The 17,177-nt window shown below is 45.1% G+C and carries 15 protein-coding genes and 1 pseudogene; 5 read left to right on the top strand and 11 right to left on the bottom strand.

Annotation, left to right across the window (positions count from 1 at the left end):
• Positions 1–23: 23 nt before the first annotated feature.
• Positions 24–599 carry an elongation factor P-like protein YeiP gene (yeiP, locus tag BZA03_RS11250; RefSeq protein WP_014951071.1) on the top strand — a complete coding sequence of 192 codons (576 nt, stop codon included), beginning with the start codon at positions 24–26 and terminating at the stop codon, positions 597–599.
• Positions 600–700: 101 nt separating this feature from the next.
• Here the strand turns inward: yeiP and BZA03_RS11255 are convergent, their stop codons facing one another.
• Entirely contained in the window at positions 701–1,669 is a 969-nt protein-coding gene (locus BZA03_RS11255) for a carbohydrate kinase (RefSeq protein ID WP_014951072.1), read from the bottom strand.
• 285 nt (positions 1,670–1,954) lie between these two features.
• Here BZA03_RS11255 and BZA03_RS11260 point away from each other — a divergent pair, with 285 nt between their 5' ends.
• Together BZA03_RS11260 and BZA03_RS11265 are read left to right on the top strand one after the other, a co-directional pair.
• Positions 1,955–3,127 (top strand): ROK family transcriptional regulator, encoded by a 1,173-nt coding sequence (locus tag BZA03_RS11260; RefSeq protein WP_110288831.1) that lies wholly within the window; start codon positions 1,955–1,957, stop codon positions 3,125–3,127.
• Between the two features lie 36 nt (positions 3,128–3,163).
• A complete protein-coding gene (locus BZA03_RS11265) occupies positions 3,164–4,093 on the top strand; it encodes a homocysteine S-methyltransferase family protein (protein ID WP_110288832.1) in 930 nt (309 codons plus the stop codon).
• 39 nt (positions 4,094–4,132) lie between these two features.
• Here BZA03_RS11265 and BZA03_RS11270 read toward each other — a convergent pair whose 3' ends face one another.
• Complete coding sequence (locus BZA03_RS11270; RefSeq protein WP_146212365.1) at positions 4,133–4,876, bottom strand: hypothetical protein; 744 nt, start codon at positions 4,874–4,876, stop codon at positions 4,133–4,135.
• 99 nt (positions 4,877–4,975) lie between these two features.
• Between BZA03_RS11270 and BZA03_RS11275 the strand changes: the two genes are divergently transcribed.
• Positions 4,976–5,875, top strand: coding sequence for a LysR family transcriptional regulator (locus tag BZA03_RS11275; RefSeq protein ID WP_110288834.1), 900 nt, complete (start codon positions 4,976–4,978; stop codon positions 5,873–5,875).
• On the opposite strand, the gene BZA03_RS11280 is transcribed toward BZA03_RS11275, so the two are convergent.
• The 6 genes from BZA03_RS11280 to ubiG form a co-directional block, all read right to left on the bottom strand.
• Complete coding sequence (locus BZA03_RS11280) at positions 5,862–7,841, bottom strand: S9 family peptidase (RefSeq protein WP_181417292.1); 1,980 nt, start codon at positions 7,839–7,841, stop codon at positions 5,862–5,864. The genes BZA03_RS11275 and BZA03_RS11280 overlap by 14 nt on opposite strands.
• Positions 7,842–7,936: 95 nt before the next feature.
• Positions 7,937–8,596: a glutathione S-transferase family protein gene (locus BZA03_RS11285; RefSeq protein ID WP_110288835.1), complete on the bottom strand. Its 660-nt coding sequence runs from the start codon at positions 8,594–8,596 to the stop codon at positions 7,937–7,939.
• Positions 8,596–9,204 carry a glutathione S-transferase family protein gene (locus BZA03_RS11290; RefSeq protein WP_014951078.1) on the bottom strand — a complete coding sequence of 203 codons (609 nt, stop codon included), beginning with the start codon at positions 9,202–9,204 and terminating at the stop codon, positions 8,596–8,598. The genes BZA03_RS11285 and BZA03_RS11290 overlap by 1 nt, the downstream gene beginning before the upstream one ends.
• Positions 9,205–9,393: 189 nt before the next feature.
• Positions 9,394–10,407: a lipase secretion chaperone gene (locus tag BZA03_RS11295; protein WP_110288836.1), complete on the bottom strand. Its 1,014-nt coding sequence runs from the start codon at positions 10,405–10,407 to the stop codon at positions 9,394–9,396.
• Positions 10,407–11,396: a triacylglycerol lipase gene (locus BZA03_RS11300; protein ID WP_110288837.1), complete on the bottom strand. Its 990-nt coding sequence runs from the start codon at positions 11,394–11,396 to the stop codon at positions 10,407–10,409. Before BZA03_RS11300 ends, BZA03_RS11295 begins: the two co-directional genes overlap by 1 nt.
• A 249-nt stretch (positions 11,397–11,645) precedes the next feature.
• On the bottom strand, positions 11,646–12,398 hold the full coding sequence (gene ubiG, locus BZA03_RS11305; RefSeq protein ID WP_069945112.1) for a bifunctional 2-polyprenyl-6-hydroxyphenol methylase/3-demethylubiquinol 3-O-methyltransferase UbiG: 753 nt from the start codon (positions 12,396–12,398) through the stop codon (positions 11,646–11,648).
• 164 nt (positions 12,399–12,562) lie between these two features.
• Here ubiG and BZA03_RS11310 point away from each other — a divergent pair.
• A pseudogene (locus tag BZA03_RS11310) lies at positions 12,563–12,922 on the top strand (DUF2237 family protein).
• Between the two features lie 84 nt (positions 12,923–13,006).
• Here BZA03_RS11310 and BZA03_RS11315 read toward each other — a convergent pair.
• The 3 genes from BZA03_RS11315 to BZA03_RS11325 all read right to left on the bottom strand — a co-directional run bounded on the left by BZA03_RS11315 (position 13,007) and on the right by BZA03_RS11325 (position 17,146).
• The gene (locus BZA03_RS11315) at positions 13,007–14,437 is read right to left on the bottom strand and encodes an aldehyde dehydrogenase family protein (RefSeq protein ID WP_061486730.1); all 1,431 of its coding nucleotides are present in this window, start codon (positions 14,435–14,437) and stop codon (positions 13,007–13,009) included.
• 32 nt (positions 14,438–14,469) lie between these two features.
• Positions 14,470–16,110, bottom strand: a complete 1,641-nt coding sequence (locus tag BZA03_RS11320; protein ID WP_014980556.1) for an acetolactate synthase large subunit — start codon at positions 16,108–16,110, stop codon at positions 14,470–14,472.
• A gap of 151 nt (positions 16,111–16,261) precedes the next feature.
• Positions 16,262–17,146, bottom strand: coding sequence for an intradiol ring-cleavage dioxygenase (locus BZA03_RS11325; protein WP_110288838.1), 885 nt, complete (start codon positions 17,144–17,146; stop codon positions 16,262–16,264).
• Positions 17,147–17,177: the final 31 nt, after the last annotated feature.

Here is a 17,177-nt window from a genome sequence, read left to right on the forward strand (position 1 = left end):
GAGAACAAAAATAGGAAATCGCCATGCCTAAGGCTAGTGAAATCAAAAAGAATAACACCGTGGTATTTGACGGTAAGACCTGCATAGTTAGAGACATAGAACGTTCTGTACCCCAAGGTCGTGCAGGTGGCAGCATTTATCGCATGCGCATGTATGACGTCGTCACAGGTGCTAAGTACGACGAAACATTTAAAGACTCAGACACATTAGATATGGCTGATTTAATTCGTCGTCCGGCAATGTTTTCTTATGTTGATGGTGACGAATACATTTTTATGGATAAGGAAGACTACACGCCTTATCACTTGAACAAAGAAAGTATTGAAAATGAGGCGCTATTCATTAATGAAGACACCGACGGTATTCAGGTGGTTATTGTAAGTGAAGTGCCAGTAGCGTTAGATTTGCCAATGAGCGTAGAGCTTGAAGTTGTTGAGACAGACCCATCTATTAAAGGCGCCTCTGCTACGTCTCGAACCAAGCCTGCCACGCTTTCAACCGGACTGGTTGTACAGGTGCCTGAATACATCAGCACTGGCGAATGGATTAAGGTAAACACCGAGGAACGCAAGTTCCAAAGTAGAGCGGATAAGCACTAAGCCTCCAATACATCAGCTGTCGCCACCTTTACCGGTGCGCAGCGATTGAAGAAAAAAGGGTTCATTTTGAACCCTTTTGTTTATCTTAAGATAATCGATACTTATTTAGCGATGTTAGCCTGCGTTGGCAATGCGCTAAATGCACCATACTGCGTTACCGTGTAAGCACCACAGCGGATAGCAAATTCCGTAGCTTCGCTTACATTCTCGAAGTTCTCCGCCCATGCGTCGAAGTCATCAGCGCTTTTCACTTTTGTAGATAGGAAATATAAGAAGCCACCAATAAAAGAGTCACCCGCTGCTGTCGTGTCTTTTACATCCATTTTAGGTGACGCTAACGTGCCGCTGAAGGACTTGGTAATATAGTGAATGGGCTCACCACCATCGGTGACTAGCACCACTTTAACGCCACTATCTAACCACTGCTGAACCTTTGTATCAGCATTTTCTTCGCCATATAGCTCTGCGAGTTCTTCTCGGCTAGCCTTTAAAACAGACACTTTCTTTGCAGCTTCATCTATACGTGACGGAGCATTCGCTGTGTCATCCCAAAACGCTGGGCGATAGTTAATATCCAAACACACCATCATGCCGTTTTCCTTCGCCTTGTTCAGAATAAACTCGGTACCAGGAATAAGTTCAGGGCCTGAAATAGAGCCTGAGCAAAAATGAAGCACTGTATTTTTATCACAATCTATTGTCGACAAATCTTGCTCTGAAATGTGTTTATGCGCTGCATTATCGACATAAAAATCAAAAGAGCGTTCGCCGTCTGCATCCAAGTTTACAAATGCCAAAGCCGTATTACCTTCTTGTGTAGTCCACACGAAGTCAGTGTTTACTTTGTAATGCTCTAGCATTTCTTTAAGAAACGCGCCAAAAGTATCGTCACCTACTTTCGAGACCATCGCACTCTCACCACCTAGCTGAGCTACAGCGACTGCCACATTAGCAGGTGCACCACCCGCGTAGGGCTGGAAAGGTTTCATTGCTGGTATGTTGCCATCTTTGGGCGCAGCACCTTGGCTTAACATATCAATTAGCACTTCACCTAAACATAAAATCTTCATACCAGCCTCACTTAACAGAATTTAAAAATTGCAGTTTACCTATGCACAGTTCGCGCAAGGTTAACGAATCGTTAATTAATTGGGGCATAGTATTGTCGAAAGAACCAATTAAATCAACCTAATTGATTTAACCTTTTGCGCAAAAATCAATGGGTGTGATAGGGTTGACGTAGTACTGTCGAATAAAGTTATGTCTGAACAAGTACCTACACCATTTCTTAAATTTGATACACGGCTAGGTTGTTATTACACTCTAGCTTCTTAAAACGATAGATTGTAAATACATTGAATACTGAATCGGCCTTTCACCTACCATCACAGAAAGCACCTACATTGCTTGATAGCCGCTCAGCGAATGAACGGGATATCCTTACCCTAATTCGCCAACGTTCTTCATTGCCTAAAGCTGAAATAGCACAGTTAACGGGGCTGTCTGCACAATCAGCGACAGTGATCATTAAAAAACTAGAGGCTGACGGCCTAGTAAGGCGACTAAAGCCAATCAAAGGCGGAGTAGGCCAGCCCAAAGTGCCGTTTGGTCTCAATGAAAACGGCGCGTTTGGTATTGGGCTGAAAGTAGGTCGACGAAGTTTCGATATGACGTTACTCGACTTGAAAGGCAATGTAAGAGCAACACTTCACGAGAAGTTCGCCTACCCGACCGTAAGCAACCTGCTTACCTTTGCAAAACGTGCTTTCAATGTACTCATTAAAAATTTGGATACCGACCAACAGCGCCTAATCCGAGGTTTAGGCGTTGCTATGCCCTTCGAAATTTGGAGTTGGGCAGAAGAAGCCGGAGCCCCAAAAACTGAATTGGAAGAGTGGAGAGAGTTTAACCCACAAGCGGCGTTGGAAGATTTATTATCACTGCCTGTTTTTATAAAAAATGATGCTGGAGCAGCGTGCAGCGCAGAGATGTCTTTCGGTAATTCCCAAAACTACAGTAGCTTTCTTTACATCTTTGTTGGCACATTCTTAGGCGGTGGCCTGGTACTCAATAACCAGTTAGTTAATGGAAAAACAGGCAACGCTGGGGCCATTGGCTCTTTACCTTTTTACAATGGCAGTACACAAAGCCAGCTAATAACCCAGTCTTCACTTTATTTGCTGGAAAGAAAGCTAAACGACGCTGGGCACAACGGTCAGCATATTTATGAATCGCCATCCCACTGGTCTTGTGACACGCGCTCAATAGAAGACTGGTTGAGCGAAACCGCCAGAGGATTGGCCTTTGCGACTCAATGTGCAATGAGCTTGTTAGACCTAGACGGCGTAATCATAGATGGCGCAATTCCTGATGATGTCAAAAACGCATTGGTCGCGCATACGCAAACCGCGATGGAGACGCTTGATATGCGTGGCCTTGCTCAGGTACACATAAGCGAAGGTCTTGTAGGCAGAAAAGCGCAATCCATTGGAAGTGCAAACCTAGCCCTTCAGGCAAATTATTACTAATCATCTAACATCTCAAAAGGTTTGGCTTTGGGCAGCATGAAAGAAGGAATGCATGACATTTTAATTTTAGATGGCGGCATGGGGCGAGAGCTGAAAAAGACAGGTGCGCCCTTTAAGCAGCCAGAGTGGTCAGCACTGGCACTAATGCAAACACCTGAATTAGTAAGTGATGTGCACAAACGTTTTCTTGAAGCCGGTGCCTGCGTTATTACCACTAACGCCTATGCGCTTGTACCTTTTCATATTGGGGAAAATACATTTAAAGAGCAGGCTTTTACTCTAGCCCAGAATGCGGCCGAACTCGCTCGAGGTGCAGTAGACACATTAAAGAGCGATGGTGACAATAAGCGATTTGTCGCGGGTAGCGTTCCTCCGGCTTTTGGTTCTTACCGCCCAGATTTATTTGATGCAACCCGTGTAGCCGACATTCTCACCCCGCTTATTAAAGCCCAGGAGCCCTATGTTGATGTTTGGTTGATTGAAACTGCAAGTTCGGTAGAAGAAGCTGAAGCCGTGGTATCACTTATAAAACAGCACTCTTCACTGCCTATATGGCTGTCATTCTCCGTTAGTAATCGAGAAACATCTAACGAGCCTGTGACATTGCGCTCTGGTGAGCCGCTAAGTGAGATAGCGCCAATATTGAGCGAAGTACAAAGCGTACTTTTCAATTGCTCGCAGCCGGAAGAGATGGAAGACGCTATTTCAATAACGCGAAGTTTAAATACTTCGATTAATATTGGCGCTTATGCAAATAGCTTTTCTGAGAGAAAACGTACACACGCGGCCAACGCGCTACTTTCCGAAATACGTGACGATATAACCCCCGCCCGCTATGTTGAATACGTTAAGACTTGGGTGGCTGCTGGCGCAACTATCATCGGGGGCTGCTGTGGTATCGGCCCTGAACATATACAAGCTATTAGCCAAGCATATCCACACCAAGTAAGTGATAAACTATTTTAGTACTTAAGGTGAACCTTGATCGACGGGTCGCTTTCGGCTTTATCTTACGAAGTCTTGTGTTTCATAATACGCTATTTGATGGCTACTGCATGTAGAGAACATGGCTCTTATTTGCATTTTACTGGGTACATCGATACTACTCTTGTTGTGGTCTAAGTGTGGGCATGCCTTTCCCCATACCAACGCATCAAAAGACGGCGCATTGTTAATGCTATGGATGTAAAGCGACTGACCATTGAGCACGACCTGAGACCAATGTTTGCTGCCAGATTCGTCTTTTTTCTCTAGTCTTTGCTTGAACAATTGCTTCTTAAAAAACAGATTTTGGTCAATTAACCATTCTGTTCCTTCTCGTTCAAAATGCCCCTTAAATAACGTTGCCGATACACCCAGCGACTCACCGTTAATTAGCAAATTGAGGTCGAATACTTCCGGTACAATACTGAGCAGCGGCGCCTCTTTGTGTGTGTTCAAAGAGTTAGTTGTTAAGTAAGCTATTAATGCTGGCTGGTGCGTACTTTCTACTTCATAGATAAGCTGGTAATCATGAGGAAAATGGTAAAGAGGCATATGGCTCGCATAGAGTTTTACGCCATCCGTAAAAAGCGCCATACCGTGAACCCCCATGCGTCCATTTGACCGTTCGTGGTGAGGGTGAGTACTTTCGTTTTCGCTTCCATACACCTTCGACTTACTATTACTCACATCACTAGTAGCAGAAAGTTGCGTCGACATCAGGATAAATAATATGGATAGCAGTTGGGGAGATTTCATTTTAGGCATTCAATAAGCACTTCGGTGACTTCTATATTCCCATTTTTACCATTTACTTTTAAGCTACAATAAATACATAAACACTTCCAAAATGGAACTAAAAAACAAATGGACATTGAAGACTTACGAAAATTTATCATTGTCGCTCGCCACGAAAACTTACACATAGCTTCTAAGCAGCTCGCGGTTACGAGCGGTGCACTGTCAAAAATAATTAAGCGATTAGAAAGTAAACTTCAAACTCAGCTGTTTGACCGGGTGGGAAGAGGCATATTGTTAAATGTGCAGGGTAGAAAGTTTCTTGGATATGCTTCCCAACTTGTGCATGAAACTGACCAAGCAATAAGTGAATTTAAAGGTGATTCGCAGCGCTCTACTATCACGATAGCGGGCCCTTCTTTGTTGCTCCAGCACTATTTGCCCGCCTTGGCTGACCAACTCAGTGCGCCTCATTTTCAATTTAAAGTAAACGCTTGCTGGGAGGGACAAGCCCTAGAAGACACTATTAAGGGAAACTGTGATTTAGGTATTGTTACGCCGTTAGCGGCCCGTGATAGCGAGGATAGTGCTTCTTTGCGAAGTATTCCATTGGGTAGCTCGAGTTATGTAGTGGCAGCGTCAGGAAACCACCCACTGTTTAATTCAAATACAACAAGCCAAATAGACTGTAAAACACTACATAATTTCGCGTTTGCGTGTCCTCACGTGTCGCCATTTTGTGGTGTAAAACGGGGAATAGGTTCAGATGGTTGGAGAGATGACTCTGTACCGCGTCAAATTAAATACCGATGCAATGACTTCAGCACGATGATGGCTATTGTCGAACACGGCCTTGCTTTGGCTTACGTGCCAGATTTTATAGCAACTAAACACAAGCTGAGTGTTGTTGATGTCATGGATTATCCTCACCACTATGAAGAGTCATTCGAGCTTGTCTACAAACCGAGTTTTGCGTTTGGCTGGCTTAATCGATTTGTAGACTCACTAACAACAGCTACAACAAGTTAGTGCTCAGGAAATCTAGCATTCCTTGATACAGTTCCTGTCTATCGCCCTCATCATAAACACCGTGGCCTGCTTGCGAATATTGTAGGTAAACTGGCGGGTTATTCACTTTTGCTAGCTTATCGGCTAGCGCTTCTGCATTTATTTCAGGTACACGACGGTCTTTTGAACCATGGATAAGCATTACTTTTGCCTTAATCTTGTCAGCGTGAGTAATAGGAGAAAACGCCGCTAGTTGCGCTTTATCTGTGCCAATTACTTCTTGCAAATAGGCTTTGCCTCCCCAGCTTGTAGGAATGTCACTTTCAGAATAAACATACTGCAGATCGTAGATCCCTACATAGCCAATAGTGCATCGATACAAATCTGGGTCTCTGACTGCTGCCATAAGCGCAGCATACCCGCCGTAACTTGCACCATAGGCACATACTCGCTCTCCATCAACATAGCCCTGTTCAATGGCCCATTTTACCGAATCGTTGATGTCTTTGATCATTGCGCCGCCCCACTCTTGATAACCAAGTCGTTCAAAGCGCTTACCATAGCCGTCACTTCCTCTGAAGTTGACGCGCAGAACAGCAAAGCCTCGGTTTGCCAAAAGCTGAGTCTCAGAATCGTAACGCCAAAAATCACGCGTGCCTGATTGATGTGGCCCGCCGTGAATAACAACAACTAAAGGAGGTTTCTTGTCGCTCTTTTCAGATGCTGGAAGCGTGATGTAACCATTCACTGTTTCGCCGTCATCAGTAGGTATTGCCACAGGCTGCATGCTTAAAAGCAATCGAGGATCTATCCAAGAGCTGTTTGCCCAAATAAACCGAGCACTCAATGTATCGCTATCAAATAAGTAGTACTCTCCGGGGTTTACATCACTGGATACGCGTACCAACAGTGTTTTCCAGTCTTTTGTATGACTTGCAATGGTTGCAGTTTGACCTTTGAACGCTTCGGCTAGCATCTTGTGAACTTTACTCACTTTTGTTTCGGTCTGCGCATACACATAGCTAGATCTACTTGGGTAAGTGATACCTACAGCGGGCATGCCATTGCGGTCTAGAACTACGTATTCAATGTCGGTGGCATGGTCAGAAAACACCCGTTTATATCCCCCCGACTGTAGATGAAGTGAAAACAATGTTGAAATACCTTCATCACCAAAGCGGCCGGATAGGTAAACAAATTCACCGTCTTCGCTTTGCCCTAAGGGCAACAGTCCACTTACGTTCTCAAATGCTTCCTCAAGTGGGATCCACTCACCGTCGTTATCGCTTCTATAGGCAGAGTGTTGAACATTGTTATCATCTCGCCATGTCATAAACTTCACATCGCCAAATTTATTGGCAAGTGCACTGCTTGAACCATAGGGAAGTACTTCTAGTTTACGTTTCTTGCCCGAGTAAACATTGAGACGACTAATTAACGCCGGCTTTTCCCGACGGTCGTAATAAAATTTGCCATCTTTTGTCCAAGGGTACTCCACGATTAAAATATGATCGTCGTCATTGTCTAGGAAACTAATGATTTCTTGGCTTGCCTTTGAATCATCTTTGGATGAAATACGGCTCCCCGTTTTCTGGTCACCGGCGCGATACCCGTATATCAATTCTCGTTGCGACCCATCAATATTCATAGCGTATAGCTCGCCAGTAGGGATTGGGCTGTCGAGATAAGTTTGCTTTTCTGCATACTCAAACACTACGCGTTCGTCATTTACCCAATTGACCGTATGTATAATGTCGTTGTTCTGCGGTCTAATTCCTCCAACAATAGACATATCCTCTGTTTTTAATAGAACGAGAAAAACCCTGCCGTCTACCTGGACTCGCGCAGCAATATGTTTACCGGATGGAGACAATGCTAGGTCTAGGTAGTCACCGTGCTTGATAAAATATTCAAGAGGCAACTCTTGTGAGGAGAATGCGCTAAAGCTTGTTAGCAGCATTAATACTGAGAGAAGAAATCCTTTCATACTTGTCCTTTATTTTTCTGATTTTTTAAAGTTTGTTGATCAATATTACGCCAACAAACTTTTGTTTCAATCAAGAAATTGAAAAACACTATCCATTATTTCGTAACAACATTTTTAGCCCCTTTGATCAGTACTTCTCTGTCAATTTTATTAGGGACTTCCACTCCACGTCGTGCGGCTGGCCTCGCTTCAATACTGTTTTTCCAACGGATTAAGTTGTCCAACCCTTCTAAGCTTACACCAGACCATTCATAGGTACGCACCCAACACCAGTTCGCCATGTCAGCAATACTGTAGTCGTCGACCAAATACTCTCGATTTTCTAGCCTCCCATCAAGCACGGTAAATAGGCGGCGCACTTCGTTCTGATAACGAGCTATCGCCACTGGAATTTTTTCTTCTAAGTAGCGGTGGAACACATTAGCTTGGCCCATCATTGGGCCTATGCCTCCCATCTGAAACATGACCCACTGTAAAACCTGGCTTTTTCGCTTTGCGTCAGTGGGTAAAAACATACCGCTTTTTTCTGCGAGATAAATCATGATAGCGCCAGACTCAAACACGATGTGACCCTCGGCTTCTCTATCCACAATTACCGGAATACGGCCATTGGGGTTCATTGCCAAAAATTCAGGAGTTTTCTGCTCTCCCTTCATCAGGTTTACGGCATGGGCGGTGTATTCAAGCCCCATTTCTTCAAGCGCTACCGACGCTTTCCAACCGTTCGGTGTGGCTGCGGTGTATAAATCTATCATTAGGCTTTTGCACTCTCTCTGTTACTTACCGCCTCATACCAGCGCGCCAGATTGACATGCTCGTCAGTCATACGAATTTTTACCACACGGGCGAAATCCATAGCGCATAACGCGGTTATATCAGCAATAGAAAAGGTGTCACCAGCAATAAACTCTTTAACACCAAGTCGACGCTCTAAAATGTTCAAATATTTCGACGCATTAATACCCGCTTCCTTACCGAATTCAGGAACCGGCGTCATACGATCTTTAAAGTAGCCTGTAGTATGTTGAAAACACATACCAATTTGCATCATAAACGCGAACTCTACTTGTCGTTGCCACATAGAAATAGTCGCTTTTTCAACGGGCGTTGTTCCCATTAGCGGTGGCTCTGGCTGCAGTGCTTCAAAATACGTACAAATGGCATCGGTTTCGGCAATACAGGTGCCGTCATCAAGCTCTAAAATAGGTATCTTTCCCAGCGGGTTCTTCGCGCGCATTTCCGCAGTTAGATTTTCACCCTTTTGAATGTCGACCTGAACGTAGTCAACGTCAATGCCCTTCTCAGCCAAAAACATTCGTACTCGACGTGGGTTGGGCGCAGTCTTTGTTTCGTAGATTTTCATAATGATGATTACGGGCCTTATGGTGATTAGTCAGGAATTGTAATAACCCAAGATTAGTAACTGTGCAGTACGCTTTCAAATCACTCTGTATATGACTCATACTATTCAGCGCCTTTATGGTTATACCTCTGTGTTTTTCGCAGATAATTAACCAGTTGCAGGTCTTGAACCAGCTCTATCTAAATGCTGCTACAGCGCTGTGAGCACTTTAAGACGCTTTATTTCATTGTCAGTAAAATGGGCAGATTGATACTCTTGCAGTGCTTTTTCTATTGCGTTTGAATCAAGAGATTGCTGAGCCAAGTTATCGCGGAATGTTTTGTATTCAGCAATTCTGTTTTGCCACTGAGCTTGTTGTGCCCATGTTTTGGAAAAGCGTTCTGCAACTTCACTACCAAATTCAGCCGCCACTGCGTTATAGCGATCGTTAATAGTGCTGTGGTTGTTTTTTATTTCGTTTATTCGATGCATATTAAGTGTGGGCTGGAAGGCTTCACGTTCGGCAGAGTTTCCCGCTTTAATTGACTCGACGATAAGGGCCTTTCTCTCGTCTCTGGACAAGGTGTTTTCTTGGGCAACACTTAAACGTGCTAGCGCCGCCTCATCTACCTGTGCTTCTTGACTAAACAGATAGTGATATTCAGTATTATTAAAGTAAGTTCGTCTGATTTCCTCTCGCTCATCTAGCTTGAACGACACATCCTGCAAGCTGTGACTGGCAAGGTCGACGTCCAATTCAACCAAAGACAGCGCCACTTTGTAATCGACATACCGGGCAAATAAGTCGATTGCGTCACTCTGCGTGCTGAGTGTGAATATTTCGTGAGCATGGGTTGTGTAGGCAAGTTTCACTGCTTGCGGCACTTCTGAGGTGCGTGCAAATACGAAGCGATCGAAAGCGTCTTTGGTTGAGTAATTGAGTTCAAAGGGAATGAGATCAGCTTTTGTACGATCAGCTGCAATATCAGTGTCACTATCCCGATGACTACCTACATCAGTTACTTGATGTACTGCGCCTCCTCCTTCTAACTCATATTCTTCGGCTTTCGCTTGTGCACCTGAGGATGAGCGTTGACTGACAATTTCTGAACTAGAGGTTTGAGATTCAGACGCTAACTGGTTGTAAAGAAAAGCACCGAATACTAAGAGGGCGAGCAGCCCTCCTAGTATTGGAAAAACACGGTGTAATTGACGCTTCGCCACTACAGCCCTAAGCCTTTCAGTCGGTTAGCCTGACGAACAAACACGTCAACTGGGTCGGTTTCAAACCAGTGCGTTATGCCAAAGCTCTGGTTGACTTCATCAAGGTGGTTCATTTTATAGTTGTCTTTAAGTACTTTACCTAAATGAGAACTACAGGTCGATACTAGCCCATCGTTTGGCTCTTTGAATGCGGTGCCAGTAATAGCCAAGAATGGGTCAACTACATCAAGAGCATTGGTGTAAGTTCTGCCTCCGCTCCACGAGAAATAGTACACGCCATTTTCAGCCAGCATTTTTCCATCGTTGCGGCAGTAGGCAGTAGGCATCCCTTCTGGATATTTTTGATTGAAAGCAACAGAGCCAGACGTAGACAATGAATTAAGCGCAGCGATTGAATCTGTAGGTTTGTCTCGCGGATCTGACCCAGAGGCAATCTCGATGATATTGGCGAACGCATTAACTACAACGCCCGCAGCACCCTCGCCCACTGAACCTTCAGAAAAAGCGTCTCGTAGTTCATCTGCCACTTTGCTTCCCCAGTTTACGCCGGCAACTGAACTTACCGAAGCAACCTTATCTGGGGCAACGCTTGCGGCGTAACGTGCCGTTGGTCCACCGTGACTATGTCCAATTAAATTCACTTTGTCAGCTCCTGATAGCGCCAGAACTTCATCAATGTACTCGAGTAGCTGTTCACCGCGGACTTCGGTCGAGTTTGCTGGTGAGACCTCTGCGATATAGACAACAGCGCCGTTTCGGCTAAGTTTGTGCGGTACCTTATAGAAATAATCAACAAATAAGATATCTTCGAACCCAAACAGACCGTGAACTAACACAATAGGGTGCTTGGTTTTTGCGTAGGTGCCAGCGTAGGCTTGGCCAGACAAGCCTAATGTCATACTGAACAAAGCTAATATCACGGCGAATTTACCGAGCCATGGTTTTGTAGAGCGTATTCTTATAGAGCGTAAGTGGTTATATAGTGTCATCGAGTGTGTCCCATAATTATGGTTATATGTGGTCTGTGGTCAGACCTTTGTTATAATTATGTAAACACCATGTAAAGATCAACCTTTGTGTGAAATCTTTAATAAAGGCTTTTACTGTGTATAGGTAAATTTTCGACGGAGTTAGTTACTATTAGTCAGTTAATTCAGAAAGATAGCGTCAGGTATGAAGTATGTTAACCCATACCATTTGCACTAAACATACAGGACATAAATAACACTTATAGTCGCTTATTTATGTTTGGAATATGCTTGAATGTAGTTTACCGCTAGGCTCGAAGTGGTTAGCCACTCTCCTTTAAGTGGGTTTAGCCTCATACCGACCTGATACTTAAGGGTAAACTCATTTCCAATCCAGCGTTTTAATTCGCAGGGCTTAACAAATTTCTTCCAGTCATGGGTTCCTATTGGTAAGTAGCGCATTACGTATTCCGCTCCCACTATGGCAACAACATAACTTTTCAGCGTGCGGTTCAGCGTCGCCAAAATCAGCAGGCCACCCGGCTTAACCAAACTTGCGCACTCGCGCATAAGCTGCTGCTGGTCAGGCACGTGCTCAACAACTTCGGCGTTAATTACCACATCATATTGCCGACCTTCTTCTACTACCTCGCTTGAGAGTTTATGCTGATAGTCTACCTTTACTCCTGTATTTTGAGCATGGCGCTTTGCCACTTCTACGCTCACCGCACTGGCATCTATTCCCGTAACTTGAGCGCCTAATTTTGCTAGCGGTTCGCTTATTAGCCCCCCGCCACTGCCAATATCTATCACTGATAAGGCGGAATAATCGGGAGGCAAGTTGCCCTGACCGAAATGATTTTCTATTTGTGCTTTTATAACGTTTAGTCTTGCCCGATTAAAATCCAGCGCGGTTTTGTATTTGCCTTCTGGGTCCCACCAAGAGTCAGCCAGCGCATCGAAGCGCGCAATCTCTTGTTCAGAAAAGTTACTGTCGCCTGTTTTTTTGCTTTTATCGAGCACGATTTTTTACCTTAAAACGTAGTTACCGTAGCGCTTATTGTTGACCCTTGTCGAGCAGGGTCATAAGGTGGATAGATAAGGTTCTATTCATCCTAAATTCGCGACTTGGCGATTTGAATAAGACATACCTATTAAACCATACGTTGTAAAAGAGGGTTCTGATTTTGGCGAACGCAAAAAATGTTTATGGACGCCCACTCCAGCTATGCTGTGGAAATACTGGATTTACGCGAGAAGGGTTTTGCTATGTACCAGACGCTGATGTGGGTAATCACAGCGTATGCGCGGTTGTCACTGACGAATTTCTTCAGTTTTCGCTACGATAAGGCAACGACCTCATCACGCCGTGGCCTAGTATGACATTTCCTGGCCTGTTAGCAGGCGACAGATGGTGTTTGTGTGCCGCTCGCTGGCTACAAGCCTATGAGGCAGGTGTAGCGCCGAAAGTACGCTTGGAAGCCACACATGAAAAAGCGTTAGACATTATTCCACTTTCACTGCTAGAAGAGTACGCGGCAGATTAATCTAAACCTGCCGCCTCGCCCTCGAATGCTTATATTCGCACTATTGCGCGAACATTGCTTGATTGAGCAGTGAAGTTCAATCTACTACTGAGGAGTACGAATTACCATAAGTCGAGTCTCAGACATATCTTCAATCGCATACCGAATACCTTCGCGCCCTAGACCTGAGTCCTTCACGCCACCATAGGGCATGTTGTCCACCCGCCAGCTAGGTACATCTCCAATGACCACACCACCAACGTCAAGCACGTCCCATGCTTTGTGCGCTTTGTATATATCGCGGGTAAACACACCTGCTTGAAGTCCGTAGCGGCTGTTATTTACTTCTTCAAGCGCTTCGTCATAGTCATCGAATGGCACCAGAATAGATAGAGGGCCAAACGCTTCTTCGGCACTGGCATCACAATCCTTTGGTACATTTTCCATTACCGTAGCCTCAAGCATGGCGCCGTCTCGCGTTCCGCCGCATAGAATGGTGGCACCTTTCTCTTTTGCTTCTTCAATCCAGCCGTGAAGGCGCTCTGCTTCGCCTTCTGAGATCATAGGGCCAATAAAGGTGTCTTCATTAGACGGGTCGCCAGACACTAACGCTTTCACTTTTTCCACATAGCGTGACTTAAACTCATCGTATATTTTGCTGTGCACTAAAAGGCGCTGAACACTTATACAACTTTGCCCTGATTGATAATAAGCACCGACAATTACCCGGTCGATGGCGTCTTCAATATCGGCATCTTCATCAACTACGCATGCGGCGTTACCGCCAAGCTCCAATACCACCGGCTTCTTTCCTGCTTTTGCTTTAAGCGCCCAGCCCACATCAGGTGAACCTGTGAAGCTAAGCAGCTTTAGTCTTTCATCAGTAGTGAATAAGTCAGCGCCGTCGCGGCTACAAGGTAGAATAGAAAATGCGCCTTTGGGTAAGTCAGTTTCAGCTAATACCTCGCCGATAATGAGCGCACCAATAGGGGTTCGCGAGGCAGGCTTAAGTACAAAGGTACAGCCTGCTGCGATTGCAGGAGCCACCTTGTGCGCAGCCAAATTCAGAGGAAAATTAAACGGCGATATAAATGAACATGGACCTATAGGGACCTTCTTGGTCATGCCCTGATAACCTTTGGCACGCGCCGAGATTTCTAAATTCACCACCTCGCCGTTAATACGCACTGATTCTTCTGCCGCTATTTTGAAGGTATCGATAAGGCGGCTGACTTCGCCCTTAGCGTCTTTAATTGGCTTACCAGCCTCTATACAAAGCGCTTGTGCCAACTCATCGGCTCTTTCGGTAAAGCGCTTCACACAGTGCTCTAGCACCGCTTGTCTTTCGAAAGGAGCCATGGCGGCCATCGCAGGCTGCGCTTCTTCTGCTGCAGCAATGGCCTTATCGATGGTATCCGCATCGGCCATCGCCACCTTGGTTGCTACCTCTCCGGTGTATTTATTAGTCACGTCCAAGTCGGTATTGGCATAATGTGGCTCACTCGCTAAATAATAGGGATAGCTTTCCTTCAACATTTTTTACTCCTTACCTTTCTGTTACGTTTGGCTTAAAGCTTGGCGCTAAGCTCTTTAATCGTATGATTTAGTGTTTTGTCATTCATACTGTAATCAACTGGACAATCGATAATATGTACGCCTTTTGTGTTCAAACACTTATCAACTAAGTGAATAAGTACATCCGCATCGTCAACTCTCCAGCCCTGTGCGCCGTAACTTTGTGCGTATTTAACAAAGTTGGGGTTGCCATAATCTAAACCAAACTCATCGAACTGCATGTTTGCTTGTTTCCACTTGATCATTCCGTACGCATCGTCGCGCAAGATGATCACCACAAGGTCAAGCTTAAGCCTAACGGCAGTCTCAATTTCTTGGCTATTCATCATAAAGCCGCCATCGCCGCATACGCTTACCACAGGGACATCGGGCTTTACTAGTTTGGCTGCTATAGCTGATGGCAAACCGGCTCCCATTGAAGCCAGTGCGTTATCTAAAAGCAGAGTATTCGGATGATATGCGGGGTAATTTCGGGCAAACCATATTTTATATACGCCGTTGTCTAACGTAACAATGCCGTTATCAGGCATAACTTTACGAATATCGCGTACAAGACGTTCTGGTAAGATAGGGAATCGATTATCGTCTTCTGCTTCAGCACGGTGGTCTACATAGGCTTGATGCACATCTTTGTAGAAGTCGAGTTTCCAACTGTCTTGGGGAGTAATGCCTTCTTTTATTTGCCAGATGCTGTTAGCAATATCTCCAACGACTTCGAGTTGCGGGAAGTAAACAGGGTCTACGGCAGCCGAATCAAAGTTGACATGAATCACTTTTTTATCGTTGTGGTGCATGAAGAACGGTGGCTTTTCTACCACATCGTGGCCTACGTTGATAATAAGATCGGCACGCTCTATTGCCCTGTGTACAAAGTCACCGTCAGACAGAGCAGTATTCCCTGCGAAACGCGGGTCGCTTTCGTTTAGTACCCCTTTGCCCATTTGGGTGGTAACAAATGGAATGCAGGTTTTATCAACAAACTCCCTGAGCATTTTCGCTGTTAGCTTTCTGTTTGCTCCGGCGCCAATCAATAACAAAGGTGACTGGGCTTCTTCAATCATGGTAATCGCAGCAGCAATTGCTTTGTATTCGGCGATAGGTCGACGGGCCATGCTAGGTGTTAGTATTTGGGCACTGGTTTGTTCTGCGGCAATGTCTTCTGGCAGTTCAATGTGTACAGCGCCCGGGCGCTCTTCATGGGCTAGACGAAATGCCTCTCGCACAGTAGAAGGAATTCTATCGCCACTCACAATCTGGTTGGTGAATTTAGTTATCGGCCGCATCATGTCAACAATGTCGATAACTTGAAAGCGACCTTGTTTGCTGGTTTTGATCGGCTTTTGCCCAGTAATCATCAACATTGGCATAGCGCCAAGTTGAGCATAAGCCGCGGGAGTAACTAGATTAGTGGCCCCAGGCCCTAAGGTCGAAAGGCACACTCCCACTTTTCCGGTAAGCCTGCCGTATGTAGCAGCCATAAAACCAGCGCCTTGCTCGTGACGAGTCAGCACCAGTTTAATAGAGGACTCCCGCAACGACTCAAGTAAGTCGAGGTTTTCTTCACCTGGGATACCAAAGACGTATTCCACGCCTTCTGCTTCTAACGCTTTAACAAATAAATCGGACGCTTTCATGTGCTGCACGCTCCTTGTAATTTGAGCAGAAAATAAAGTTCTTATTAGTTGTGCTACGAAACAATGCTGCGAATGGGTTTACTGTGCGTAATAAAATGCCCGTTGCTAACGGGCATGTTAAAAAATAGTGTATAGGAGAGAAAAAGGAAGTCTAATCACTGATTATTATGCGCTTGTATGCGAGCAAAGAACCATCTTCGTTTTGTGACACACTAAATGTATATTCATTGTAGTCACTGCCAAACACTGTATCTTGCCCCAGCAACGTGTCTGGCTCACCCCGGTGACTGTAGTCGGGATGATTGGTACAAATGTCTTGGCAAAAGTTATCGGAAAAGCCAAATTGAGAAACCAATTGATCAGTATTGTTGCAACGTATACGAAAATGGATGTGGATAGCTCGGCTGCTGTACCAGCCGGGAAAACAGCTTTTTAGGTTTATTCTTCCGCTAGCATCTGTCACCGCAATACCTCTGAACCACTTCGCACTTAATGCATCCACTTCATTTCCCGTGCAAAATGCCGAATTAAATCCGCTGGCATCGGCACTATCACTGGTATCTCCTGAATAAACGCCATCTACATCGCAATGCCATACTTCAATTTCATAACCCGATAGGGGATTACACGCTTCATCAATTAACTGAAGACACAACATCATCGGCAAACCTGTTTGCTTATATGAGATGTCGTCAAGATAGTCACTTTGAAAATAGCACGGGCCTTCCGTTTGAGAACCTGTGAGAGCCACACTGCATACAGAAGCAGTATCAAATAAACTATCGTCTGGAAAGTCTGACGTCATAGCTGACGTGCCACCGCTTGCCCAACCGTCAAAATCTTCTTCAGGTTCGGCATTTGAATCGGTGTCGTTATTGGAAGATGAGGAGTTAGATGCTGTGGAACTTGTAGAGGTGGAATTAGAACCTCCACAACCCCACAACCCGATAGCAATAGGAGCCAATGTAAGCCCCACCGCTGTTTTCATAAAGCGGCGTCGCTTGAGCGGCTTTTCCGTTAATTTTTTTGATGTCATCGTGCGTTGCCCTTGGTTGTCTTTGCAAAAA

The sequence above is a fragment of the Alteromonas sp. I10 genome, from assembly GCF_003201515.1.
GTDB lineage: Bacteria > Pseudomonadota > Gammaproteobacteria > Enterobacterales > Alteromonadaceae > Alteromonas > Alteromonas macleodii.

Excerpts from the sequence above, each read along its gene's own strand:
- BZA03_RS11325 (WP_110288838.1), bottom strand. The coding sequence starts at position 17,146 with ATGACATCAAAAAAATTAACGGAAAAGCCGCTCAAGCGACGCCGCTTT.
- BZA03_RS11285 (WP_110288835.1), bottom strand. The coding sequence starts at position 8,596 with ATGATAGATTTATACACCGCAGCCACACCGAACGGTTGGAAAGCGTCG.
- BZA03_RS11280 (WP_181417292.1), bottom strand. The coding sequence starts at position 7,841 with ATGAAAGGATTTCTTCTCTCAGTATTAATGCTGCTAACAAGCTTTAGC.
- BZA03_RS11290 (WP_014951078.1), bottom strand. The coding sequence starts at position 9,204 with ATGAAAATCTACGAAACAAAGACTGCGCCCAACCCACGTCGAGTACGA.
- BZA03_RS11300 (WP_110288837.1), bottom strand. The coding sequence starts at position 11,396 with ATGACACTATATAACCACTTACGCTCTATAAGAATACGCTCTACAAAA.
- BZA03_RS11265 (WP_110288832.1), top strand. The coding sequence starts at position 3,164 with ATGAAAGAAGGAATGCATGACATTTTAATTTTAGATGGCGGCATGGGG.
- BZA03_RS11270 (WP_146212365.1), bottom strand. The coding sequence starts at position 4,876 with ATGCCTAAAATGAAATCTCCCCAACTGCTATCCATATTATTTATCCTG.
- BZA03_RS11315 (WP_061486730.1), bottom strand. The coding sequence starts at position 14,437 with ATGTTGAAGGAAAGCTATCCCTATTATTTAGCGAGTGAGCCACATTAT.
- BZA03_RS11275 (WP_110288834.1), top strand. The coding sequence starts at position 4,976 with ATGGACATTGAAGACTTACGAAAATTTATCATTGTCGCTCGCCACGAA.
- yeiP (WP_014951071.1), top strand. The coding sequence starts at position 24 with ATGCCTAAGGCTAGTGAAATCAAAAAGAATAACACCGTGGTATTTGAC.
- BZA03_RS11320 (WP_014980556.1), bottom strand. The coding sequence starts at position 16,110 with ATGAAAGCGTCCGATTTATTTGTTAAAGCGTTAGAAGCAGAAGGCGTG.
- BZA03_RS11255 (WP_014951072.1), bottom strand. The coding sequence starts at position 1,669 with ATGAAGATTTTATGTTTAGGTGAAGTGCTAATTGATATGTTAAGCCAA.